Raw genomic sequence first — 22071 nt, 5'->3', positions numbered from 1 at the left:
ATGGCCGTCATCGGAAAACAGATGGAGCCGAATGGCGTGTCGATACGTCTATTCGGCGACGTCCGTTCGACGACGCCGAAGTGACCGAAGTACAGGTGCAGATGTGACGGAGGTGCAAGGCGATGGCCGGTTTCCGGAGTCTGGCGAGACAGGTGCGGGACCCGCGGTGCGATCTGGCACTGCGGCGGTACTCGCTCCGTAAGTGCCTTGAGCGATTCGCCCCTTACGGGCACAGGGCGACCTGGGACCATCTCTGCTCCCGGGCCGGGTTCGGCCCGGAGGACCGCTCCCCCGATCCAGCGCGGCTCGTGGCCGCACTGGACGAGCTGGAGGAAGCGCGCTCGGTGTGGATGGCCTACGAGGTGGAGTTCGCGAAGCGCCGCAAGAAGGAGAAGTTCGACGGGCTGCGCCGGCCCGGCAGCGTGGACGACTGGCATCGGCTGACCTGGGGTGGGTTCGGGGTGGCCTGGTGCGACGACCCGGGGGTGCACCCCCACGAATCGCTGGCCGAGGTGCTGCGACGGCTGATCGCCGCCCTGGAGCGCGAACCGGGCTCGGAGTGCCCGGTCTGCGACGGGGAGCGCCTCTCCTGGAAGTACGACCTGGCCCATGAGCCGTCGTCGGGTCCCGTCTGCACGGAGTGCGGCATCGTGGTGCCGCGGCCCGTCCTGACCCCCGAGGCCCTGGCGGAGTCCAGGCGCGGACGGCTGCTGCTCGCATCGGCCTGAGCACGGCGGGGGTGCGCCGGGGATGCCGCACCCCCGATCGAACCGGCTGGTCGGTGCCTGTTGATGTCAGTGGTGGCCGGAGCCATGGCCGACTCCGCCGCCCATACCGTCCTGGCCGGGGCCACGGACATCCACGTCCGCCCCAAGTCCCCCTGCGGACAGGACACCCTGTCGCCGCGCGCGGTCTCGGCGACGCTGACGGAGATCCGGTCGCGGGTCACCGTTCCGGTCGGCGCAACGCCGAGTTGGTGACGGCGGGGCCGGCGGAGTACACGCGCCCTGAAGGAACGCGGGGCCTGTGTCGATGTGCGGCTCCGCCGCGTGGGCGCGACCAGCCCCCACCGGGCCCGCAGACAGAGACCCACACCCCCGGCGGAGCCCATAGCAGCAACAAAATCCATGGCTCCACCCCTTTCCCACAAGGAGAGTTGGCGGCGATGAAACCCACCTGAGGAGCCCCCGATGTCGACGCTGCGCGTCACCGCCGAAGTCCTGACCGTCCACGAACACCCCAATGCCGACGCACTCGAACTGGCCCAGGTGGGCCTGTATCGCGCCGTCGTGGCCAAAGGGGCCTACCGGACGGGCGAAGCGGCCGTGTACATCCCCGAGCAGTCCGTTCTGCCCGACGAACTCGTCGAGGAGCTGGGCCTGACCGGGCGGCTGGCCGGGACCAGGTCGGACCGGGTCAAGGCGGTGCGGCTGCGCGGCGAGCTCTCGCAGGGCATCGTCTGCCGACCCCGCTCGCTCGACGGCGTCGACCTCGCGCAGGCGGCAGCCGAGGGCACCGACTTCGCGGAGCGGCTGGGCATCGTCAAATGGGTGCCGCCGATCCCGCCCACCATGAACGGCGACGTCGAGTCCGCGCCCGACCTCCTGAGCTGGGTCGACATCGAGAACATCCAGCGCTACCCCGGCATCTTCACACCGGGCGAGCCGGTCGTCCTCACCGAGAAGCTGCACGGTTCGGCCTGCCTGCTCACGTATCTCGCGGACGACGGGCGCGTCCAGGTCTCCTCGAAGGGATTCGGCGCCAAGTCCCTCGCCCTGAAGGAGGATCCGCGCAATCTGTACTGGCGTGCGGTGACCGCACACGGCGTCGCCGAGACCGCGGCCCACCTCGCCGAGCGGCTCGGGGCCCGCCGGGTCGGCATCTTCGGCGAGGTCTTCGGGGCGGGCGTGCAGGACCTGACGTACGGCGCGGACGGGCGGCGCGAGACGCTGGGGTACGCCGTGTTCGACGTGTCGGTGGAGGTCGACGGGGAGGTGCGCTGGCTGGACGCGGAGGTGCTGCTGGAGGGCCGACTGCCGCTCGTACCAAGGCTGTTCGAGGGTCCGTACGACATCGACCGGGTCCTGGAGATCGCGAGCGGGCGCGAGACGGTGTCCGGTCGGGGGCTGCATCTGCGGGAGGGGGTCGTGATCCGGCCGGCCGTCGAGCGGTACAGCGCGGTGACCGGCGGGCGGGCTATCGCCAAGGCGGTCAGTCCGGCGTATCTGACGCGCAAGGGTGGGACGGAGTACGAGTAACCGGACCGGCGCCCTTCCTCTCCACCATCAGGCGGGACCCCGCCTGGCGTTCGCCGAAGACGTCGTCCGGGTTGGACAGGACACAGCCCTCCAGGGACAGGCAGCCGCAGCCGATGCAGTCGGTGAGGTGGTCCCGGAGCCGGTTCAACTGCTTGATGCGCTCGTCGAGTTCGGAGCGCCAGTTCTCGGAGAGGCGGGACCAGTCCTCGCGGGTGGGGGTGCGTTCCTCGGGGAGCTCGGCGAGCGCCTCGCGGATCGTGGCGAGCGGGATGCCGACGCGCTGCGCGGCCCGGACGAAGGCGACCCGGCGCAGCGCGTCACGGCCGTAGCGGCGCTGGTTGCCCGAGGTGCGGCGGCTGGTGATGAGGCCCTTGGACTCGTAGAAGTGCAGGGCGGAGACGGCGGCGCCGCTGCGGGCGGCGAGCTGGCCGACCGTGAGTTCGTGGATCTTCTCGGGAATCTGGGGCACCCCTCGAACCCTACCCACAGCCCTGCCCACGGTGGTCGGCCGTGGTCCGTTGACAGGGAATCCCCGGCCGACCATGCTAAGCAGTTGCTTAGACATAGTGCGGTTACTGGGACACAGTGGCGAGGAGGCCGGGAATGGCAGAGCCGAGGATCTTCACGGGTGCGGACGACCTGAAGGCGGCGGTGGGCGAGCAGCTGGGCTACACCGACTGGCTGGAGGTCGACCAGAAGCGGATCGACCTGTTCGCCGACGCCACCGGCGATCACCAGTGGATCCACGTGGACCCGGAGAAGGCCGCAACCGGCCCCTTCGGGACGACCATCGCGCACGGCTATCTCACCCTGTCGCTGCTGCCGCTCTTCGGGCCGCAGCTGATCAAGGTCGAGGGCGTGAAGATGGGCGTCAACTACGGGACGAACAAGGTCCGTTTCCCCTCCCCCGTCCCGGTCGGCTCGCGTCTGCGCGCCACCGCCCGGATCGCCGGGGTCGAGGACGTCACCGGCGGAGTACAGGTGGCCGTCGCCTTCACCGTGGAGCGCGAGGGCGGCGAAAAGCCGGTGTGCGTCGCGGAGTCGGTGTCGCGGTACTACCTGTGAGCCGCTGAGCGGGAGCTGCCCGGCTCCACCATCCGCAGCACGAGGTCGGCATAGAGCGCGCCGACCTCGTCCGGTGTACGCGAACCGCTGACGTTGAACCAGCGGGCCACATCGACGCACAGCGACAACACGGCGAGGGTCGTACCCGGTACGTCGGGCACGTCGAACTCGCCCGTCTCCATCCCGTCCTCGAGGATCCCGCGCACCTCGGCGTCGCACTGGCGGCGCAGCGCGAGGATCTCGGCGCGGGCGTCGGCGCCGAGGGAGTCGAGTTCGTACTGCACGACCCGTGCGGTGGTGCGCCCTCCGGCGTGCCAGCGGACGAAGGAACTGACGGCCTCCGCCAGCCGTTCGCTCGCGGTGCCCTCGGTCCGCGCCGCCGTACGCAGGATGTCGACGGCCTTCTCGTGGCCGATCCTGCTGATCCGGTGGAGCAGCTCTTCCTTGGTCTTGTAGTGGATGTAGAGCGCGGCCGGGCTCATGCCGGCGCGGCCCGCGATGTCACGGGTCGTCGTCGCGTGGTAGCCGCGCTCGGCGAAGGCCTCCACCGCGGCGACGAGCAGCCGCCGGGCCGCGTCGGGGGTCACCTCACCCCACGGCGCCGCCTCGCCGCCGGCCGTCTCCTCCGCCGTACTCATCGCCCGTTCGCCCCTTCCACCGACAGTGACCTCCCACTGTACCGCCGCGGGTGAGCGAGCGCTTAGAGTGCCCGCTCAGGGCTTTCCGCATCAGTACTCCGGGATCAGCACTTCGGGGTCAGTGCTTCGGGGTCAGTGCTTCTCGAAGGGGTCGTACTCGGCGAGCAGCTTCTCCAGCCGGGCCTGGTCGACCCGGCTGACGATCTGCCCGGCCTCCTGGCGGTCGCGGATGACCTTGGCGAGGGTGAAGGCCGAGGTCACCAGGTACAGGACGGCGATCCCGAGGAAGCCGCGCACCCAGGAGTCGGCCTGGAGCCGGAAGATGCCGATGGCCGTCGCCCCCATGGCGATACCGAAGGACGCGACGGCCTGGCCGTAGAAGGCCGCCGTGCTCTGCTGCTTGACCGGTGTCTCACTCATGGGGACAAGGGTGCGCGGACGTGCCCCGCGCCACATCCGCCGAAGTACTCAGACAGGTACTCAACCCGACTCGGAGGGAGCGGGCCTCAGAAGGCCGATACGCCCGTCAGCGCACGGCCGATCAGCAGTTTCTGGATCTGGCTCGTGCCCTCGTAGAGGGTCATCACGCGGGCATCGCGCAGTAGTTTGCCCGCCGGATACTCGTCGATGTAGCCGTAGCCGCCGAAGACCTGGAGGGCGTTGTTCGCGGCGCGGACGGCGGCCTCGGAGGCGAAGAGCTTGGCCTTGGACGACTCGGTGGCGAAGGACAGGCCGCGGTCGATCAGGTCGGCGACGCGCCAGGTCAGCAGCCGGGCCGCGTCGACGTCCACGGCGATGTCGCTGATCAGCTCCTGCACCAGCTGGTGCCGCGCGATCGGCCCGCCGAACTGCTCACGCTCGCCCGCGTACCGGACGGCCGCCTCCAGGGCGGCCTGGGCTATCCCGACGCATCCGGCTGCGACCGACATCCGGCCCTTCGCGAGCGCCGACATGGCCACGGAGAAGCCCTTGCCCTCGGGGCCCAGCATCGCCGAGGCGGGCACGCGCACGTCCTCGAAGACCAGTTCGGCGGTGGCCTGACCGCGCAGGCCCAGCTTGCCGTGGAGGGTACGGCGGGTCAGTCCGGGGGTGTCGGCCGGTACGAGGAAGGCGGAGACGCCCTTGTGTCCGGGCGCGTCGGTGGAGCGGGCGAAGAGCAGGACCACGTCGGCCCAGGTGCCGTTGGTGATGAACATCTTGGTGCCGTTGACCACATAGTCGTCGCCGTCGCGCACCGCCCGCGTGGTGAGGTTGCCCGCGTCGGACCCGATGCCCGGCTCGGTCAGGCCGAAGCAGCCGACGTACGCCCCGGAGGTCAGCCCGGGCAGCCAGCGGCGTTTCTGTTCCTCGGTCCCCCAGTGCGCGACGGTCTTGGCGACCAGCCCCAGGGACACGGAGACGATTCCACGCACGGAGGAGTCCCCTCGGCCGAGCTCCTCGGTGACCAGGCAGTACGTGAGGTGGTCGCCGCCCGAGCCGCCGTACTCCTCGTCGACGGTCAGCCCGAGGAACCCGACGTCGCCCAGTTTCTTCACGATCGACCGGTCGATGTCCTCGGCACGGTCCCAGGCGACGACGTTCGGGGTGATCTCGCGCTCGACGAAGTCCCGGGCGAGCCGCTGCACGGCGGTCTGCTCCTCGCTCAGTTCCAGGTTCATGACGAGACACCCCAATAAACATGCATAGACACACATAGACGTCGGATCGCGAGGCCCTTTAAATTAGCACTGCTAGTTTAAAGCCGCAGCCCTACTATGTGCGCCATGGCCCGACCGCGCAAGCCCCTCCTCAGCACCGACCTGATCGTCGAGACGGCACGGGCGCTGGTGGACGCGGAAGGGCTGGCCGCCCTGTCGACGCGTCGGCTCGCGGCCGAGCTGGGGGTCAGCGGGCCGTCCCTCTACAACCACTTCCGGACGAAGGACCAGCTCCTGGAAGCGGTCGCGGACTCGGTGAGCGTGCTGGTCGACCTGTCGATGTTCGAGAGGGGCGAGGAGGCCGAGGGGCGCAAGGGGGGTGAGCGGGCCCGCGACTGGCGTACCGCGCTGCACGACTGGGCCGTCTCCTACCGGGCCGCGCTGCGCGACCACCCGAACATCGTTCCGGTCCTCGCCCGCGGTCCCGGCCGCCGCCCTGCGGGCCTGCGCCTCGCCGACGCCGTCTACGGCGGCATGGTCGACGCGGGCTGGCCGCCCGCCCAGGCCACGTCGATCGGCGCGCTGATGCGGTACTTCATCATGGGCTCCGCGCTCGGCTCCTTCGCCGGCGGCTTCGTGGACGACGAGAGCGCGTACGACCCGGCCGACTATCCCCACCTCGGGCAGGCCCACCTCCTCGCCGAGCAGCAGGAGAAGATCGACGAGCGGGCCTTCGAGACCGGCCTCACGGCGCTGCTGGACGGGCTGGCGCAGCAGTACGAGCAGCTGAGGCGACCCGGGTAGACGGCTCGCCGCACACACTTCGGTGGGCGCCGAAGTGTGCGTACCCCATGCTGGGTCCATGACCGCCATGAGGGATGCGAGGAGTACGGGTAGGCCGGGCCGCGCGTCCGGTCTCGCGGCGCTGGCCGGGCTGCTGGCGGACGAGACGCGGGCCGGTTTCCTGCTGGCGCTGCTGGACGGGCGGGCCTGGACCGCCGGAGAACTCGCGCGCGATGCCGGGGTCGCCGCGTCGACCGCCAGCGAGCACCTGGGCAAGCTCGTGGCCGGTGGACTGCTCACCGAGGAGCGCCAGGGGCGACACCGTTACGTGCGGCTGGCCGACTCCGGTGTGGCCCAGCTCGTCGAGGACCTGGCCGCCCATGTCGGCCCCTCCGCAGCCCAACGCCCGCGCACGCTGCGGGAGTTCGGCACCGGGTCCGCGATGGCACGCGGCCGTACCTGCTACGACCACCTCGCCGGACGGCTCGGCATCGCCCTCACCGACGCCCTGACCGGGCGGGGGCTGCTGCGCCAGGACACCGGGTTCGCGCTCACGGACGCCGGGCTGCGCTGGTTCGCCACCGCGGGCATCGGCCTCGACCGCACCGGACGCCGCCCCCTCACCCGCGCCTGCCTCGACTGGACCGAACGCCGCCCCCACCTCGCGGGCACCGCGGGCGCCGCCCTGTGCCGGCACGCCCTGGACGCGCGCTGGTGCGTACGCATCGGCTCGGAACGGGCGGTCAGGGTGACCCCGGAAGGGGAACACCGCTTCGCTCAGCTCCTCGGCATCGAGGCGACGGACCTGCGCTGAACCCTCGTGCATACGTACATCCGTACATCCGTACATCCGAAAATCGCGAGCCCTTGCCGTCGGTCCTGCCTAGCCTCTGGAGCATGATGACCTCCTCCCCGTCCTCCCGCCGGGCTCCTCGTGCGGAGGTGCTCGCCGCCGTCGCGGCCTGTGTGACCGTGGTGCTGTGGGCCTCCGCGTTCGTCTCGATCCGCAGTGCGGGGGCCGCGTACTCGCCGGGCGCGCTGGCACTCGGGCGGATGCTCGCCGGGTTCGTGACGCTGGGGGCGATCTGTCTCGTACGGCGGGAGGGGTTGCCGCCCCGGTCGGCCTGGCGGGGGATCGCGATCTCGGGCGTGCTGTGGTTCGGGGTGTACATGGTCGCCCTGAACTGGGGCGAGCAGCAGGTGGACGCGGGGACCGCCGCCCTGCTCGTGAACGTCGGCCCGATCCTCATCGCCCTGCTCGGCACCCGGCTGCTCGGCGACCCGATGCCGCCCCGGCTGCTCGCGGGCATGGCGGTGTCGTTCGCGGGAGCGGTGACCGTCGGGCTGTCGATGTCGAGCGGGGGCGGCACGTCGGTGCTCGGGGTGGCGCTGTGTCTGCTCGCCGCGGCCTCGTGGGCTGCGGGTGTCGTCGCGCAGAAGCCTGCTCTCGGCCGGGCGAGCGCCCTCCAGGCGACGACGTTCGGCTGCCTGATCGGGGCGGTGACCTGTCTGCCGTTCGCCGGGCAACTGGTCGGCGACGTGGCCGACGCGCCGCTCTCCGCCACCCTCAACATGATCTACCTGGGCGTCTTCCCCACCGCGCTGGCCTTCACGACCTGGGCCTACGCCCTGGCCCGTACGACGGCCAGCCGCATGGGCGCGACCACGTACGCCGTCCCCGCCCTGGTCGTCCTGATGTCCTGGCTGGCCCTGGGCGAGGTGCCGGGGCTGCTCACCCTGGCGGGCGGCGGGCTGTGTCTCGCGGGGGTGGCGGTGTCACGGTCCCGGGCGCGGGTGGCGGGGTCCGTGGCCACGGAGGAGAGCGCGGAAGAGGGCGCGGAACCGCAGCCACGGCCCGAGAAGGCCGGTGAGTCGACGTGAACGGGCCTACGTCGCCGTCAGATGCGCGTACACGACGATGTTGCCGGTGTAGCCCGTCCGTCGGTCGTAGCCTCCGCCGCAGGTGATGAGCCGCAACTCGGGGCGGGCGCGGGCGCCGTACACCTCCCGGCTGGGGAAGTTCGCCTTGTCGTACGTCTTCACGGCGTAGACGGTGTAGACGGCCGTACGCCCGTCCGCGCGCCGGAGTTCGACCCGCCGTCCGGGCGTGACTTCGTCGAGGCCGACGAACACGGCGGGCCCGGCACGGGTGTCGCGGTGCCCTACGACGATCACCGTGCCGTTCTCCCCGGGGGACGGTCCGTCCGCGTACCAGCCGACCAGGTTGGAGTTGTTGTCCGGAGGCGCACTGAGCTGCCCGTGGCGGTCGAGACGCAGATCCACGACCGGCGCCTCGACATCGAGGTAGGGGAGGCCGAGCCTGGTGGGGCGGGAGCGCGGGAGGAGGGCGGGCGCCCGGGGCGTGGCCGGCGCGCTCGGGTGGGCGGTGGGTGGAGTTCGTCCGGCGGACCCTGGTCGTCCCTTCGCTGGTCCGGCCGCCGGTGTCGGTGCGGCCGGGAGTGCCGGCCCGTCGGGCTCCGAACGCCCCTCAGTAGGTCCGGCCGCCCGGGTCGGCCTGGTGTGCGGTCCCGGCCCAGCGGGCTCCGACCGTCCCTTCGCGGGTCCGGCCACCGGTGTCGGCGTGGTCGGCGCCGGGCTTCGCTCCCGTGCCGCCCTCCCCGTCCCGGCGTTCCCGCCGTTCCCTGTGGACGGTGCGACCGGCGTGCCGTCGGTGGCGGTGACGGGTGCGGGGGTGGGCTCGTCGACCCGGGCCCACCAGACGCCGCCCACCGCCAGGGTGACGGTCAGGACGACCGTGCGGGTCAGGCGGTAGGCGCGCGTCCGGCGCCACGGCCGGGGCCGGCGGGCGCGGTCAGGCAGCGCCATCGGTACGTCGGCGCGTCCGGAAGCAGACCACTCCCCCGACCACGATCAGGCCCACGGCAGCCGCACCGGCGACCGGTGAGAAGGCCTCCGCCCGCGCGACCCCGCCGCCGCCCGCGGGAACCCCGCCGTGCGGACCGCCCGGGCCACCGCCGGGACCTCCGGGTCCACCGCCGGGGCCACCCGGACCACCGGTCGGGGGCACTGTGCTGGGCGGGGTCGGAGTCCCGGTCGGGTCGCCGATCGGACAGTCGACCTGGAACACCTTGTGCTTGCCCGCGCCCTGGCCGCCGACGATGTTCCACGTCAGCTTGTACTGGCCGTCCGGCAGCGCGAGGGGCAGGGTGTGGCCGGTGCCGTCCGGCTCCAGGTCGAGGGTGTCGCCGAGGGTGGCGCCGTTCGCCTCCAGGGGCTGGGTCTCGATGGACCACTCGATGTCCTGGTCGGCGTCGAAGTTGAACGCGGCGAGGTAGAAGTCGCAGACCTTCGGCTCGTTGCGCTGGTCGGTGAAGGGCGTACCCACCTTGTGGATCTTGACGTCTCCGTTGTCGCCGGGCGCTGCGGGGGCGGCGACGGCGGCGGTGGCCCCGATGAGGGTGGTGCCCGCGAGGGTGAGGGCCGCGAGCGCGGCGGTACGGGCGCCGGTCCGGCGTGGACGGAGAGAGGTGGTCATGCGCGGTTCCTCCGAGTCAGATGATTTTCATACAAATCACGCTTCTTCTGACTCTCTTTCACACAAGCACCCGCAAAGGCGGAAGCACCGCCCTACGCCCCGTCGGACATCACCCTTCCGGCCCTCTCCCGCTTCTCCGCCGGCTCCTGTGGGACCGACGAGCGCACCGCTGTCCCCGCCGCCAGCAACAGCAGCGCGCCCAGCATCACGAACGGTGCCGCCACGCCCGTGACCCCGGCGACCAGACCGGCCGTGGCGGGCGCGGCGACCTGGCCGAGCCGGTTGCCGGTCAGGCGCAGCGCGAGTGCGGTGGAGCGGGCGTCGGCCGGGGCGGCCTGGACGACCGTCGTCATCGACAGCGGCTGTCCGACACCCAGGCAGAAGCCGAGTGCCGCGAGCATGAGGGCCAGCCCCCACACCGGCACCGGCAGCGCGATCCCCGCGCACAGCACCGCCGCCAGCAGACAGGTCACGGTGAGCAGCAGGCGCCGGCCGAGCAGTCTCAGCAGGGGCGTCAGCACCAGACGGCACGCGATGGTGGCCGCGGCGCGCAGTCCGAGCAGTACGCCGATCAGCGCCGGCGCGATGCCCCGGTGCTCGCCGACCACCGGAAGGTAGGCGGTGAGGATGTCGGTCGCGGACAGCACGGCGAGGCTGACGAAGATGCCCGCGGGCACACCCCGGGTGCGCAGGATGCGGTGCACGGGGACGCGATCACCCTGCTCCGTACGGGACTTGACGGCCGTACGGTCCTCGACGCGCCACAACGACGTGAACGACAACGCGGCGACCCCGCCCGCGACCAGCAGTGCGCGGGCGCTGGTGGCCGCCATGTCGTGGCCGCCGATCAGCGCGCCCGCCGCGATCGGGCCGATGAACTGGCCCAGCGAGACGCCGATGGTGAAGTGGCCGAAGTTGCGGTCCTGTTCGTGCGGGGCGGACCGGCGGGCGACGAGTGACTGCCCGCCGATGACGAAGCAGAGGTGGCCGAGGCCCATCACCCCGCTCCACGCGGCCATCGCGGCAAGGGAGTTGGCGGTGGCGCCGAGGGCGCAGCCGCCGGAGATCAGGACGGCGCCGACAGTCAGCAGGGGTGCGCAGCGGCCGTGGTCGGTGCGGCGGCCCAGTGGTACGGCGGCGAAGAGCGGGAGCAGGGCGTATGCGGCGGCGATCACGCCGATGGCCCGCTCGTCGGCGCCCAGCGCGAGGGCCCGGTAGGAGACGGCGGGCCGGGCCATCGACACCGCCCCCTGCGTGAAGCTGAAGGCGATGACGAGGCGGAGCAGCCAGCCGCGGTTCCCACCGGGCCTCATGGTGTTGTCCTTCCGGACGGATGCGCGGATCAGTTGTGGTTGGGATGCCGGTCAGATGATGCCGAACAGGATGCCCGACCCGAGGATGGCCAGCGAGGTCAGCACGGCCCACTTGACCACGAACTTCGTGTGGTCGCCGAACTCGACCTTCGCCATGCCGACGAGGACGTACACGGCCGGGACGAGCGGGCTGGACATGTGCAGGGGCTGGGCGATGAGGGAGGCGCGGGCGATCTCCAGGGGGGAGACGCCGTGGGCCGCGCCGGCCTCGGCGAGGACCGGCAGGACGCCGAAGTAGAAGCCGTCGTTGGACATGAAGTAGGTGAGCGGGATGCTGAGCAGGCCGGTGACGAAGGCCATGTGCGGGCCCATGCCGTCGGGGATGTTCTCGACGAGCCAGCGGGCCATGTGGTCGACCATGCCGGTGCCCTTGAGGACGCCGGTGAAGACGGCGGCGGCGAAGACCATGCCGGAGACGTTGAGGACGTTCTCGGCGTGGGCGCCGAGGCGGGCCTTCTGGTCGGGCATGTGCGGGAAGTTGACCGTGAGGGCGAGCGCGGCGCCGAGCAGGAACAGCACCGGGATCGGCAGCCACTCCATGATCATGGAGGTGAGCAGGGTGACCGTGAGGAGCGCGTTGAACCAGTAGAGCTTGGGGCGCAGGGTGGTGCGGTTCGGGTCGAGGACCTTCAGCATCCGGTCGTCGTCGTCATCGTCGGTGCTGCCGTCACTGGTGGCCTCGGCACCCGAACCGCCCGTGGGTGCCGCCGGGTTGCCCGCGCCGGATCCCACGGCCGACTTCGCGCCCGAACCGGCGCCGACGAGCACGGTCTCCGACTCCTGGTCCGGTTCCCGCTCCTCCACCAGGACCGCGTCCAGCGTGAGCACGCCGAGCCGCTTGCGCTCGCGGCGGCCGAGGACGTACGAGAGGGCGATGACGAAGGCCAGGCCGACGGCGAGTGCCGGGATCATCGGGACGAAGATGTCGCTGGCGTCCAGCTTCAGGGCCGTCGCGGCACGGGCCGTCGGGCCGCCCCAGGGCAGGGTGTTCATCACACCGTTGGCCATCGCTGCGACGCCGGTCATCACGACGAGGCTCATCTTGAGGCGCTTGTACAGGGGGTACATCGCCGAGACCGTGATCATGAAGGTGGTCGAGCCGTCGCCGTCGAGGGACACGATCGCCGCGAGGATCGCCGTGCCGACGACTATGCGCAGCGGGTCGGCCTTGGCGAACTTCAGGATGCCCCGGACGATCGGGTCGAAGAGACCGACGTCGATCATCACACCGAAGTAGACGATCGCGAACATGAGCATCGCCGCGGTGGGGGCGAGGCTGGTGACGCCGTCGATGACGTAGTCACCGAGCTTGGCGCCCTTCCCGACGAAGACGCAGAACAGTGCCGGGATCAGTACGAGCGCCGCGATCGGCGACATCCTCTTCAGCATGATCAGGACCAGGAAGGTCGCGATCATCGTGAAGCCCAGAATGGTCAACATGAGTGGGTTACCTAACGTTCGCCCTTGAACTCCCACCGGAGTCGGCAGTGCGTTGACGTTAGGTCGGCCACGCAAGTCTTAACAAGATGTTGACGTGCGAGCAATAAGCGCAAAACTCCAGGTCACAGCGTTGTGCCTGCTGGGGCGAGATCGATGGGTACACCATTCAGTACGGCGTTGCCCGACAGCGGGTCGAGAAGACTGCCGTCGAGGAGCTGGTTGACGTTGACACCGGGGTCGACGGCGGCGTGCGCGAGCCGGGTCCCGGACCGGTCGTGCCCCCACCCGTGGGGCAGGCTGACGACCCCGCGCCGTACGACGTCGGTGATCTCGGCGGGGGCGACCACCTCTCCCCCGGCGCCCTTGATCCGCACGGGGGCTCCGTCGAGCACGCCGAGGCGGGCGGCGTCCTCGGGGTGGATGTGCAGGGTGCAGCGGTTGGTGCCGCCGGTGAGCGCGGGGATGTTGTGCATCCAGCTGTTGTTGGAGCGAAGATGCCGGCGCCCGATCAGCACGATCCCGGCGGGGCGCTCACGCAGGGCCTGGCGCAGGCGCGGCAGGTCGTCGGCGATGGGCTGCGGCAGCAGTTCGATCTTCCCGCTGCGTGTCTTCAGCGGCTGCGGCAGACGCGACCGGAGCGGCCCGAGGTCGATGCCGTGCGGGTGGGCGAGCACTTCGGCGAGGCTCAGACCGTCCGGCCGTACGCCGAAGCCGTCGCCGTACGGGCCCAGGCGCAGCATCAGGTCGAGGCGGCGCTCGGGACCGGTGTCGCCGTCGAGTTCCTTGGCGAGCTGCTGCGGATCGCGGCCGTGGACCGGGGAGTGGGGTTCCCTGACGGCCTTGCCGAGGGTCTGGTCGATGACCATGGCGTCCACGGCGGCGGGGTCGGCACCGTGCATACCGGTCGCGGCCAGGATCAGCCGCGCGAGGATCTCGGTCTCGGCCATCAGTCCCGGTTCCAGGGGGACTGCGGGCCGGTTGTAGCGGACCTGGTTGCGGACGGCGAGGGTGTTGAAGGCGAAGTCGTGGTGCGGGCTCTGCGAGGGCGGGGGCGGGGGCAGCACGACGTGCGCGTGGCGTGAGGTCTCGTTCAGGTAGGGGTCGACGCTGACCATGAAGTCGAGCGAGTCCAGCGCCCTGTCGAGCCGGTTGCCGTCGGGTGCGGAGAGGACGGGGTTGGCGGCGACGACGATGAGGGCGTGGATCGGCTCGCCCTCGGCCGTGGCGGTGTCGATCTCCTCGGCGAGCGCGGAGAGCGGCAACTCGCCTTTCGCCTCCGGGTGTTGACCGACCCGCGAGTGCCAGCGGCCCAGCGTGAACCCGTGACCGGGTCCGGCCGGCCGGGGCGTCCGGTCCGTCGCCGCCTGCGGGAAGAGGGCGCCGCCGGGCCGGTCGAGGTTGCCGGTGAGGATGTCGAGGACGTCGACCAGCCAGCTGGCGAGGGTGCCGTGCAGGACGGTGCAACTGCCCATACGGCCGTAGACGGCGGCGGTGGGCGCGGCGGCGAGTTCACGGGCGAGGGCACGGATGGCGCCGGCGTCCACGTCACAGGCCTCGGCGACGGCCTCGGGCGTGAAGTCCCGTACGGCCGCCTGCACTTCGTCGACGCCTTGGACGTGCGGCGCCAACTCTCCCAGGTCGACGAGGTGTTCGTCGAAGAGGACGTGGGTCATCGCGGCGAGCAGCAGGGCGTCCGTCCCGGGGCGGATCGCGATGTGCCGGTCGGCGAGTTTGGCGGTGCGGGTGCGGCGCGGGTCGATGACCGTGAGCGTGCCGCCGCGCGCCCTGAGGGCCTTGAGCTTGCCGGGGAAGTCGGGTGCCGTGCACAGACTCCCGTTGGACTCAAGAGGGTTGGCGCCGATGAGCAGCAGATGGTCGGTGTGGTCGAGGTCGGGTACGGGGATCGCGTTGGCGTCGCCGTAGAGCAGCCCGCTGGAGACGTGCTTGGGCATCTGGTCGACCGTGGAGGCGGTGAAGACGCTGCGGGTGCCGAGACCGGCGAGCAGGACCGGCGGGTAGAGCGCCCCGGCCATGGTGTGCACGTTCGGGTTCCCGAAGACGGCTCCGACGGAGTTCGGCCCGTACCGCTCGACCGCGCCCCGGATGCCGGCGGCGACGGCGTCGAAGGCCTCCGCCCAGCTCGCCTCGCGCAACTCGCCGTCCCGTCGCACGAGGGGCGTACGCAGCCGGTCGGGGTCGCTGTCGAGGGCTCCGAAGGAAGCGCCCTTGGGGCAGATGAACCCCTGGCTGAAGACGTCGTCGCGGTCACCACGGGCCCCGGTGACCCGGCCGCTCTCGATGGTGAGCGTCAGTCCGCAGGTGGCCTCGCACAGGGGGCAGACACGCAGGGCGGTGCGGGACTCGGCGCGGGATTCGGTACGGGAGTCGGTGGGGCTGGACACGGGTCCTCCCGGATGGGGGGTGGCGGCAACGGTGACGCACGGATGGAGTCGAGCATACCGACCGGTACGGATGGAAGGGAGGGGTTTCGCACACCCGCCTCGGCCGGTCCGGGAGAGCCGGGCGAGTTGGCCTGGAACCTCAGTCGAGCACCCGCGCCAGATACGCCCGCAGCAGCTCCCGCGCCTCCGCGATGATCCGCTCGTCCCCCTCCGGGGCGACCCGGAAGGCAAGGTGGACCAGGGTGTCGGCGGTCTCGACGGCGATCAGGAACATACGGCGCAGGTCGTCGTCCGGTTCGCGGTCGAGGACGCCGGAGAGGAGGGCGGTGAGGGTGTCGGCGACGCGGTGGTTGGGTCCGGCGTCGCGTTTGCCGACCGGGATCTGGTTGCCGAAGTCGACGAGCGAGAACCCCGGCGCGGTCCGTTTCATGGCCAGGTACTCGTCGAGCACGGCGTCCATGGCCTCGCGCCAGCCGCCCCCGGTCTGCTGCCCCAGGCGCTCGGTGACACGCGTGATGTACCGCTCCAGGTTCCGCTGGGCCAGCGCGTCCGCCATGGCGCGCTTGTTGCCGAAGAAGCGGTACACGGAGCCTATGGGGACGCCGGCGCGTATCGCCACCGCCCGAGTGCTCAGGGCGTCGTAGCCGACCTCGTCGAGAAGGTCGGCGCAGGCGTCGAGGATTCTGGTCAGCCGTTCGGCACTGCGCCGCTGTACGGGCGCACGACGTAGCGAGGTCGCTTGGGGCACAGGATTCATCATGCCGTTCCACGACGATCCGGTGAACCTCCCCCCTGACTTTCCCCCTCTTGCGCCCGCGAACGCCGAATCCTACGGTGAAGCATAGGAATGAACGTCAGAGAGCGAGGAGCACGGATGAGCGGGGACGCACGGAAGGCGGCCGAGGGGCTTGCGTACCTCACCGGTTTCGGCAATGAGCACAGCTCGGAGGCCGTCCCCGGCGCCCTACCCGAGGGCCGCAACTCGCCGCAGCGCGCTCCTCTCGGCCTGTACGCCGAGCAGCTCAGCGGTACGGCGTTCACCGAGCCCCGCGCCCACAACCGCCGCTCCTGGCTGTACCGCATCCGCCCCTCGGCCGCGCATCCCCCGTTCACACCCACCGGCGGGGGCTCGATCCGCACGGCACCCTTCACGGAATCCGTGCCCGATCCGAACCGGCTGCGCTGGGACCCGCTGCCCGAGCCCCCGGCCGGGACGGACTTCCTGGCGGGCCTGTGGACCCTCGGCGGCAACGGCGACGCCGCTCAGCGCAGCGGCATGGCCGTGCACCTCTACCACGCCGACTCCTCGATGGAGCGGGTGTTCAGCGACGCCGACGGGGAGCTGCTGATCGTCCCGGAGACCGGCGGGCTGCTGCTGCGCACCGAGTTCGGGCAGTTGTTCGTCGAGCCCGGCCATGTCGCGCTCGTCCCTCGCGGGGTGCGCTTCCGGGTGGAGCTGCTCGACGCCACCGCCCGGGGTTACGTGTGCGAGAACTACGGCACCCCTTTCCGGCTCCCCGACCTCGGCCCGATCGGCGCCAACGGGCTTGCCAACGCACGGGACTTCCGGGCACCGGTCGCCGCGTACGAGGACGTCGAGGGTCCGGTGGAGGTGGTCAACAAGTTCTGCGGCAACCTCTGGACGGCCGTGTACGACCACTCCCCGCTCGACGTCGTCGCCTGGCACGGCAACCATGTCCCGTACGCCTACGACCTGCGCCGTTTCAACGTCCTCGGCAGCCTCTCGTACGACCACCCGGACCCGTCGATCTTCACGGTACTGACGTCGCCGTCGGACACACCGGGGCTCGCGGGCATCGACTTCGTCGTCTTCGCACCCCGCTGGCTGGTGGGCGAGGACACCTTCCGGCCGCCGTACTTCCACCGGAACGTGATGAGCGAGTACATGGGGCTGATCGACGGCGCGTACGACGCGAAGGCGGAAGGGTTTCTGCCCGGGGGCGGCTCGCTGCACAACATGATGTCCGCGCACGGGCCCGACCGGGAGACCTTCGACCGGGCGAGCGGGGCCGAGCTGCGGCCACAACGGATCGACGACGGGCTGGCGTTCATGTTCGAGACACGGTGGCCGATGACCCTGACGGCACAGGCGGCGCGGGCCGAGCATCTGCAACCTGGGTACGACGACGTGTGGTCGGGCCTCCAGCGGCACTTCCGCCCGTTGCACTGAGCGTTGCCGACCGGTACGGATACCTCCGTGACCTCCTTCGCGCCGGACTCGATCGTCCTGAACCGCAAACTGCCGCTCTGGTACCAGGTTTCGCAGTCCCTGCGCGCCTCGATCCTCGGCCGCTCGGCGCGGGACCCGCTGCGGCTGCCCACCGAGGAGCAGTTGGCGGGGCACTACGGCGTGAGTGTGCTGACCATGCGGCAGGCGCTCAAGGAGCTGGAGGACGAGGGGCTGATCAGCCGCCACCGCAGGCGCGGCACGTTCATCGAGCCGGACGCCCGACGAGGCGTTCCCGTACGGCTCCTGGGGTCGGTCGACGCGATCGTCGCGCAGCAGTCCGGCATGACCACCGACCTCCTCGGCCACGGCAGCGCGCCCGTGCCCACCGAACTCGCCGAGTACTTCCCGGATCTCGTGGAGGTGGCCACGTACCACCGGCTGCGCGGCGACGAGGAGACCGGCGAACCGACCAACCACGCCCGCAACTACGTCCGTCCGGAACTCGCCGAGCGCATCGACCGGCGGGACCTGCTCCGCTGGCCGATGACCAAGGTGCTGCGGGACGTCGTCGGCGCGGACATCAGCCGGATCACTGACACCGTCCAGGCCCGCCTCGCGGACCCGGAGACGGCCCGGCTGCTCCGGGTCCCGCTGCTCAGCCCGATCCTGCACTACACGGGTGTCGCGTACGACGGGACGGGCCGGGTCCTGGACGTCGCCGTCATCCACTACCGCGGCGACCGCTTCTCCTTCACGGTGACTCTCGACGCGACCTAGGACTGGGGAGGGAGGCGGCGTCGTACGATGCCGAGCGTGACGCCCGACGACGACGCTCCGCCGCTCGCGGACCTCATGCCGTGGTCCGTCGCACCGCCACGGCTGGGCCGGGGGTGGCCGGCGGCCCCCGACCCGGCATCCCTGAAGGCACGCTGGGACGCTCTCCTCAAGGCCGAAGGACCGGACCGCGAGGCCCTGTTCGAGCCGACGCGCTCACGCACCCCCCACTCGGCGGTCGGACAGCTGCCCGGCCGGCACGGCGGCACGGAGAGGCTCGCCCGCGCCACCGGCCCCTGTGCGGAGCCGGTACGGGTCCTCCGCGCGCCCTTCGACGAGCAGTGGCTGATCCCGGACCACCGGCTGATCGACGCGGCGCGTCCGGAGCTGTGGCGGGTGGCGGACGAACGGCAGGTCTTCGTCATCGAGGCGGCGACCGCGCCGGCGGACTCCGGCGGGCCCCTGCTGCTCGCCTCGGGCCTCCTGCCGCTGGTCCGCCCGGGCCGGATCCGCCCGCTCTACCGGCGCCCCGGCGGCACCGAACCCAACCTGGCCCCGGGCCTGTTGGACCACCTCACCGACCGGCTCGGCCATCGCCCCGACCCGCTCGACATGCTCGCCTGGACCCTGGTCGCCGTACGCCCGGGGCTCACCGTCCCGCTCACCGCCGACCCCGAACTCTGGTCCCGGGGCGTCGATTTGGGCCGCCGGGTGCTGCGGCTGACGCGACGGGACGGAGAGCGACCCAAGCTGCCCGGCGGACGGCGCCCGTACGTACGGGCGCCGTTGCCCTCCCGCCCGCTCACCGTCCACTACGACCGGGCCGAGGAGACCCTCCAGGTCGACGAGGGCCGGATCTCCCCGGTACCGCCCGAGGCCTGGGACTTCGAGGCGGGCGGGGTACGGGTGCTGGAGCAGTGGCTGGCGGTGCGGGTGTCCGGTCCCGACGAGCCCGGGACCCTGGAGGCGATCCGGCCGGCGACCTGGCCGCAGTCCTGGACCTCCGAGCTGCTGGAACTGATCACGGCACTGGCACTAATGGCGGAACTACGCCCACAGCAGGCCGAGTTGACGATGAAGGAACCGATCACGGCGAGCGAGCTACGGACTGCGGGCGTACTCCCGGTACCCGACAGGCCACGCCGACCGGCATCGGTGCTGGACCACCACGAGGAAGGCCCGGAAGGCCAGTTCACACTCCTCTGACCGACCTGCTTCAGGGGTACGGGACTGTGACATCGTGCGGCTCCGCCGCGTGCGCGCGACCAGCCGCGCACAGCCCGCGTCCGGCAACGAAAGCTCACCGCCGTGGCGCAAACCCGTCAAGCAACCGCAGAAGCATCCGCTCGAACACGGCCGCCAGATCGATCGGCCCAGCGTCCTCCATGAACGCCGCCGCCATTCGCGGATACGCCCCGCTCGCCACCTGCCCCCCGAGATACCCGATCCGCATCGCGTTCTCCTGCTCCTCCGACCACGGCAGGGACCGCGCCCGCTCGTACGTCGCCAACTCGTTGCCGACGTACGTCGTCACCAGGCCGTTGAGCATCGCGATCAGCTCGAACTTCGTGCCGTAGGTGGCATCGAACGAGTCGAGGCAGGTCAGACAGTGTTCGAGATACCGCAGGGCGTTGGGGCTGAAGCCGTAGACAGGGGACATCAGCCGGGGCAGCCAGGGGTGGCGGTACATGAGGGCGCGCGTCTGGTGGGCCACCCGGAGCATGTCCGCGCGCCAGTCGCCCGACGGCTCCCACAGCTCGTGCTCGCCGCTGATGGCGTCAACCATCAGCTCGTACAGGTCCTCCTTTCGGGGGACGTAGTTGTAAAGCGACATCGTGCCGCAGCCGAGTTCGGCCGCGACGTGCCGCATCGAGGCCGCGTCGAGCCCCTCCGCGTCCGCGATCCGTACCGCGGCAGCCGCGATGTCCGCGCGGCTGTACGCGGCCTTCGGGCCCCGGCCCGCACGTTCGGGACGGGTCCAGATCACTTCGGGTACGACGGCTCGGCCGGCCATTGATCATCACCTCGACCACCCATCATAGTTACGTACGGCGTACGTAGTGCGCTATGGTCACCCCATGACCACTACGTACGCTGTACTTAGTGAAGGACTGGAGAAGTCCTTCGGGAAGGTCCATGCCGTGCGCGGGCTGGACCTGGCCGTGGCCGAGGGGTCCGTGTGCGGACTGCTCGGGCCGAACGGCGCGGGCAAGACCACGGCCGTGCGGCTGCTCACCACGCTGCTGCGGCCCGACGCGGGTTCGGCCCGCGTCGCGGGGCACGACCTCGTGCGGGAGGGGGCTGCCGTACGGCGCCGGATCGGCGTCACCGGGCAGAACACGTCGGTCGACGGGGACCTCACCGGCCGCGAGAACCTACGGCTCTTCGCCCGGCTGCACCGGGTCAGGGGGCCTGTCGCGCGCGCCGACGAGCTGCTCGACCACCTCGGGCTGACGGAGGCCGCCGACCGGCCCGCATCCACCTACTCGGGCGGGATGCGCCGCCGCCTCGACCTCGCGGCGAGCCTGGTGAAGCGGCCCGAGGTGCTCTTCCTCGACGAGCCGACGACCGGGCTCGACCCCGCTGCCCGCAACCAGATCTGGGCGGCCGTGCGCGGGCTGAAGAACGAGGGCACAACGGTCCTCCTGACCACCCAGTACCTGGAGGAGGCCGACCAACTCGCCGACGAGATCGCCCTCGTGGAGCACGGACGGGTCGCCCACACCGGATCGCCGGCCCAACTCAAGGCGCTCATCGGCTCGTACGCCGAGGTCGTGGTCGCCGACGCCGGCGCGCTGCTTGGCGCGGCCGGGATCCTCGACCGACTCACCGGTTCCGAACCCGCGTTGGACCGGGACCGCCTCACCGTCGGCGCGGTCACCACCGACCCGACAGTCACCCTTCCCCGGCTGGTGCGCGAACTCGACGCCGCGGGCGTCGCGTTGCTCGACGTGAGCCTGCGCCCGCCGACCCTCGACGACGTGTTTCTCCGGCTGACGGAACGTAAGGAGCTTGCCGCGTGAGCACGTTGACATCCGCGACGTCCGCTCTGGCATACGACGGTACGGCCATGCTGGGCCGACATCTGCGGCGGCTGCGGCACAACCCGGGGCTGCTGATCCTCACCCAGTCCATGCCGGTCACGATGCTGCTGTTCTTCGGGTACGTCTTCGGCAGCGCCCTCGCGATGCCCGGGGACGACTACCGCGCCTTCCTGGTGCCGGGGTTGCTGGTGGCGACCGCCGCCAACGGCATCATGACCGGGATGTTCCAGGCGGCCCAGGACACCCACCGGGGCGTGACCGACCGGCTGCGTACGTTGCCGATCAGCCGGGCCGCCGTACCGCTGGGGCAGGCTCTCGCCGACCTCGTGGTGACCGCCGCGGGGACGGTGCCCCTGCTCCTCGTCGGGCTCGCGGTGGGGTGGCGCGTCGAGGGGTCCGCACTGCGGGCGGCAGGTGCGGTAGGGCTGTTGCTGCTCTTCCGGTTCGCCACGACGTGGATCGGGATCTACCTCGGGCTGCTGTCCCGGAGCGAGGAGGCGGCCGGACAGCTGGGCGGGGCGACCTTCATCCTGCCGCTGCTGTCGAACGCGTACATCCCGACGGACGGTCTGCCGGGCTGGTTGCGGACACTGGCCGAGTGGAACCCGATCAGCGCGGTCACGACGGCGATGCGGAGTCTGTTCGGCAACGCTCCGGTCCCGGCGGACGGAGCGTGGCCGGTCGTCCACCCTGTCGCGGGGTCGCTGGCGTGGTGCGGGGTGCTGATCGCGGTGTTCCTGCCGCTTGCCGTACGTCGGTACGCGGACGGCGAGGGCTGACCGTTCGGGTCGTTGTTCCCGCCCCCGCCGCCCCTACCCGTCCCATCCTTCTGGGGCTCCGCCCCAGACCCCGCTCCTCAAACGCCGGAGGGGCTGGATAGTCAGCCCGTCCGGCGTTTGAGGACGAGCGGGTTCAGCGCGAAGGGGGGCTGGGGGCGCAGCCCCCAGGGACAGGATGGGACGGGTAGGGG

23 protein-coding genes are annotated in these 22071 nt (G+C 71.2%); 12 read left to right on the top strand and 11 right to left on the bottom strand.

Annotation, left to right across the window (positions count from 1 at the left end):
• Nucleotides 1-122: 122 nt before the first annotated feature.
• From G3I71_RS26120 to G3I71_RS26110, 3 genes are all read left to right on the top strand, one after another.
• The gene (locus G3I71_RS26120) at nucleotides 123-728 is read left to right on the top strand and encodes a hypothetical protein (RefSeq protein ID WP_164317881.1); all 606 of its coding nucleotides are present in this window, start codon (nucleotides 123-125) and stop codon (nucleotides 726-728) included.
• Between the two features lie 84 nt (nucleotides 729-812).
• Nucleotides 813-980 (top strand): hypothetical protein, encoded by a 168-nt coding sequence (locus G3I71_RS26115; protein ID WP_164317676.1) that lies wholly within the window; start codon nucleotides 813-815, stop codon nucleotides 978-980.
• A gap of 210 nt (nucleotides 981-1190) precedes the next feature.
• Nucleotides 1191-2258, top strand: a complete 1068-nt coding sequence (locus tag G3I71_RS26110; RefSeq protein WP_164317879.1) for an RNA ligase (ATP) — start codon at nucleotides 1191-1193, stop codon at nucleotides 2256-2258.
• On the opposite strand, the gene soxR is transcribed toward G3I71_RS26110, so the two are convergent.
• On the bottom strand, nucleotides 2212-2727 hold the full coding sequence (gene soxR / locus G3I71_RS26105) for a redox-sensitive transcriptional activator SoxR (protein ID WP_164317877.1): 516 nt from the start codon (nucleotides 2725-2727) through the stop codon (nucleotides 2212-2214). The two genes, G3I71_RS26110 and soxR, sit on opposite strands and share 47 nt — an antisense overlap.
• A 134-nt stretch (nucleotides 2728-2861) precedes the next feature.
• Between soxR and G3I71_RS26100 the strand changes: the two genes are divergently transcribed.
• Entirely contained in the window at nucleotides 2862-3323 is a 462-nt protein-coding gene (locus tag G3I71_RS26100) for a MaoC family dehydratase (protein WP_164317875.1), read from the top strand.
• Here the strand turns inward: G3I71_RS26100 and G3I71_RS26095 are convergent.
• The 3 genes from G3I71_RS26095 to G3I71_RS26085 all read right to left on the bottom strand — a co-directional run bounded on the left by G3I71_RS26095 (nucleotide 3314) and on the right by G3I71_RS26085 (nucleotide 5619).
• The gene (locus G3I71_RS26095; RefSeq protein ID WP_164317873.1) at nucleotides 3314-3961 is read right to left on the bottom strand and encodes a TetR/AcrR family transcriptional regulator; all 648 of its coding nucleotides are present in this window, start codon (nucleotides 3959-3961) and stop codon (nucleotides 3314-3316) included. The genes G3I71_RS26100 and G3I71_RS26095 overlap by 10 nt on opposite strands.
• 132 nt (nucleotides 3962-4093) lie before the next feature.
• A complete protein-coding gene (locus tag G3I71_RS26090) occupies nucleotides 4094-4381 on the bottom strand; it encodes a YiaA/YiaB family inner membrane protein (RefSeq protein WP_164317871.1) in 288 nt (95 codons plus the stop codon).
• 86 nt (nucleotides 4382-4467) lie between these two features.
• A complete protein-coding gene (locus tag G3I71_RS26085; RefSeq protein ID WP_164317869.1) occupies nucleotides 4468-5619 on the bottom strand; it encodes an acyl-CoA dehydrogenase family protein in 1152 nt (383 codons plus the stop codon).
• 105 nt (nucleotides 5620-5724) lie between these two features.
• Between G3I71_RS26085 and G3I71_RS26080 the strand changes: the two genes are divergently transcribed.
• The 3 genes from G3I71_RS26080 (at nucleotide 5725) to G3I71_RS26070 (ending at nucleotide 8262) form a co-directional block, all read left to right on the top strand.
• On the top strand, nucleotides 5725-6402 hold the full coding sequence (locus G3I71_RS26080; RefSeq protein ID WP_164317867.1) for a TetR/AcrR family transcriptional regulator: 678 nt from the start codon (nucleotides 5725-5727) through the stop codon (nucleotides 6400-6402).
• Nucleotides 6403-6469: 67 nt separating this feature from the next.
• Entirely contained in the window at nucleotides 6470-7195 is a 726-nt protein-coding gene (locus G3I71_RS26075; RefSeq protein ID WP_164317965.1) for a helix-turn-helix transcriptional regulator, read from the top strand.
• Between the two features lie 83 nt (nucleotides 7196-7278).
• Complete coding sequence (locus G3I71_RS26070; RefSeq protein ID WP_164317865.1) at nucleotides 7279-8262, top strand: DMT family transporter; 984 nt, start codon at nucleotides 7279-7281, stop codon at nucleotides 8260-8262.
• Nucleotides 8263-8268: 6 nt separating this feature from the next.
• On the opposite strand, the gene G3I71_RS52745 is transcribed toward G3I71_RS26070, so the two are convergent.
• From G3I71_RS52745 to G3I71_RS26040, 6 genes are all read right to left on the bottom strand, one after another.
• Nucleotides 8269-9207: a class F sortase gene (locus G3I71_RS52745; protein ID WP_164317863.1), complete on the bottom strand. Its 939-nt coding sequence runs from the start codon at nucleotides 9205-9207 to the stop codon at nucleotides 8269-8271.
• On the bottom strand, nucleotides 9194-9877 hold the full coding sequence (locus G3I71_RS26060) for a hypothetical protein (RefSeq protein ID WP_164317860.1): 684 nt from the start codon (nucleotides 9875-9877) through the stop codon (nucleotides 9194-9196). The genes G3I71_RS52745 and G3I71_RS26060 overlap by 14 nt, the downstream gene beginning before the upstream one ends.
• 92 nt (nucleotides 9878-9969) lie before the next feature.
• Nucleotides 9970-11190, bottom strand: coding sequence for an MFS transporter (locus tag G3I71_RS26055; RefSeq protein ID WP_164317858.1), 1221 nt, complete (start codon nucleotides 11188-11190; stop codon nucleotides 9970-9972).
• 51 nt (nucleotides 11191-11241) lie between these two features.
• Nucleotides 11242-12690, bottom strand: coding sequence for a CitMHS family transporter (locus G3I71_RS26050; RefSeq protein ID WP_164317856.1), 1449 nt, complete (start codon nucleotides 12688-12690; stop codon nucleotides 11242-11244).
• Between the two features lie 122 nt (nucleotides 12691-12812).
• Nucleotides 12813-15092, bottom strand: coding sequence for a molybdopterin oxidoreductase family protein (locus G3I71_RS26045; RefSeq protein ID WP_164317854.1), 2280 nt, complete (start codon nucleotides 15090-15092; stop codon nucleotides 12813-12815).
• Between the two features lie 139 nt (nucleotides 15093-15231).
• Nucleotides 15232-15849: a TetR/AcrR family transcriptional regulator gene (locus G3I71_RS26040; protein WP_164317963.1), complete on the bottom strand. Its 618-nt coding sequence runs from the start codon at nucleotides 15847-15849 to the stop codon at nucleotides 15232-15234.
• Nucleotides 15850-15966: 117 nt separating this feature from the next.
• Between G3I71_RS26040 and hmgA the strand changes: the two genes are divergently transcribed.
• Genes hmgA through G3I71_RS26025 form a run of 3 tightly spaced genes read left to right on the top strand, consistent with a single transcriptional unit; the run spans nucleotide 15967 to nucleotide 19263 of the window.
• Nucleotides 15967-17283, top strand: a complete 1317-nt coding sequence (gene hmgA / locus G3I71_RS26035) for a homogentisate 1,2-dioxygenase (protein ID WP_164317852.1) — start codon at nucleotides 15967-15969, stop codon at nucleotides 17281-17283.
• Between the two features lie 27 nt (nucleotides 17284-17310).
• Complete coding sequence (locus G3I71_RS26030; RefSeq protein WP_164317850.1) at nucleotides 17311-18060, top strand: GntR family transcriptional regulator; 750 nt, start codon at nucleotides 17311-17313, stop codon at nucleotides 18058-18060.
• A 27-nt stretch (nucleotides 18061-18087) separates the two neighbouring features.
• Nucleotides 18088-19263, top strand: a complete 1176-nt coding sequence (locus tag G3I71_RS26025; RefSeq protein ID WP_164317848.1) for a type ISP restriction/modification enzyme — start codon at nucleotides 18088-18090, stop codon at nucleotides 19261-19263.
• Nucleotides 19264-19357: 94 nt separating this feature from the next.
• Here the strand turns inward: G3I71_RS26025 and G3I71_RS26020 are convergent, their stop codons facing one another.
• Nucleotides 19358-20071, bottom strand: a complete 714-nt coding sequence (locus tag G3I71_RS26020) for a TetR/AcrR family transcriptional regulator (RefSeq protein ID WP_164317846.1) — start codon at nucleotides 20069-20071, stop codon at nucleotides 19358-19360.
• Between the two features lie 64 nt (nucleotides 20072-20135).
• On the opposite strand from G3I71_RS26020, the gene G3I71_RS26015 reads away from it, so the two are divergent.
• Together G3I71_RS26015 and G3I71_RS26010 are read left to right on the top strand one after the other, a co-directional pair.
• Entirely contained in the window at nucleotides 20136-21080 is a 945-nt protein-coding gene (locus G3I71_RS26015; RefSeq protein WP_164317844.1) for an ATP-binding cassette domain-containing protein, read from the top strand.
• A gap of 47 nt (nucleotides 21081-21127) precedes the next feature.
• Nucleotides 21128-21880, top strand: a complete 753-nt coding sequence (locus tag G3I71_RS26010; protein WP_203731429.1) for an ABC transporter permease — start codon at nucleotides 21128-21130, stop codon at nucleotides 21878-21880.
• Nucleotides 21881-22071 lie beyond the last annotated feature (191 nt).

Source organism: Streptomyces sp. SID12501, assembly GCF_010550245.1.
Lineage (GTDB): Bacteria > Actinomycetota > Actinomycetes > Streptomycetales > Streptomycetaceae > Streptomyces.
The sequence above is the reverse complement of the archived record's forward strand: the minus strand, read 5'-3'. Positions and strand labels throughout refer to the sequence as shown.

Coding starts and splice junctions, on each gene's coding strand:
- G3I71_RS26120 (WP_164317881.1), top strand. CDS start 123: ATGGCCGGTTTCCGGAGTCTGGCGAGACAGGTGCGGGACCCGCGGTGC.
- G3I71_RS26115 (WP_164317676.1), top strand. CDS start 813: ATGGCCGACTCCGCCGCCCATACCGTCCTGGCCGGGGCCACGGACATC.
- G3I71_RS26110 (WP_164317879.1), top strand. CDS start 1,191: ATGTCGACGCTGCGCGTCACCGCCGAAGTCCTGACCGTCCACGAACAC.
- G3I71_RS26100 (WP_164317875.1), top strand. CDS start 2,862: ATGGCAGAGCCGAGGATCTTCACGGGTGCGGACGACCTGAAGGCGGCG.
- G3I71_RS26095 (WP_164317873.1), bottom strand. CDS start 3,961: ATGAGTACGGCGGAGGAGACGGCCGGCGGCGAGGCGGCGCCGTGGGGT.
- G3I71_RS26090 (WP_164317871.1), bottom strand. CDS start 4,381: ATGAGTGAGACACCGGTCAAGCAGCAGAGCACGGCGGCCTTCTACGGC.
- G3I71_RS26085 (WP_164317869.1), bottom strand. CDS start 5,619: ATGAACCTGGAACTGAGCGAGGAGCAGACCGCCGTGCAGCGGCTCGCC.
- G3I71_RS26080 (WP_164317867.1), top strand. CDS start 5,725: ATGGCCCGACCGCGCAAGCCCCTCCTCAGCACCGACCTGATCGTCGAG.
- G3I71_RS26075 (WP_164317965.1), top strand. CDS start 6,470: ATGAGGGATGCGAGGAGTACGGGTAGGCCGGGCCGCGCGTCCGGTCTC.
- G3I71_RS26070 (WP_164317865.1), top strand. CDS start 7,279: ATGATGACCTCCTCCCCGTCCTCCCGCCGGGCTCCTCGTGCGGAGGTG.
- G3I71_RS52745 (WP_164317863.1), bottom strand. CDS start 9,207: ATGGCGCTGCCTGACCGCGCCCGCCGGCCCCGGCCGTGGCGCCGGACG.
- G3I71_RS26060 (WP_164317860.1), bottom strand. CDS start 9,877: ATGACCACCTCTCTCCGTCCACGCCGGACCGGCGCCCGTACCGCCGCG.
- G3I71_RS26055 (WP_164317858.1), bottom strand. CDS start 11,190: ATGAGGCCCGGTGGGAACCGCGGCTGGCTGCTCCGCCTCGTCATCGCC.
- G3I71_RS26050 (WP_164317856.1), bottom strand. CDS start 12,690: ATGTTGACCATTCTGGGCTTCACGATGATCGCGACCTTCCTGGTCCTG.
- G3I71_RS26040 (WP_164317963.1), bottom strand. CDS start 15,849: ATGAATCCTGTGCCCCAAGCGACCTCGCTACGTCGTGCGCCCGTACAG.
- hmgA (WP_164317852.1), top strand. CDS start 15,967: ATGAGCGGGGACGCACGGAAGGCGGCCGAGGGGCTTGCGTACCTCACC.
- G3I71_RS26025 (WP_164317848.1), top strand. CDS start 18,088: ATGCCGAGCGTGACGCCCGACGACGACGCTCCGCCGCTCGCGGACCTC.
- G3I71_RS26020 (WP_164317846.1), bottom strand. CDS start 20,071: ATGGCCGGCCGAGCCGTCGTACCCGAAGTGATCTGGACCCGTCCCGAA.
- G3I71_RS26015 (WP_164317844.1), top strand. CDS start 20,136: ATGACCACTACGTACGCTGTACTTAGTGAAGGACTGGAGAAGTCCTTC.
- G3I71_RS26010 (WP_203731429.1), top strand. CDS start 21,128: ATGCTGGGCCGACATCTGCGGCGGCTGCGGCACAACCCGGGGCTGCTG.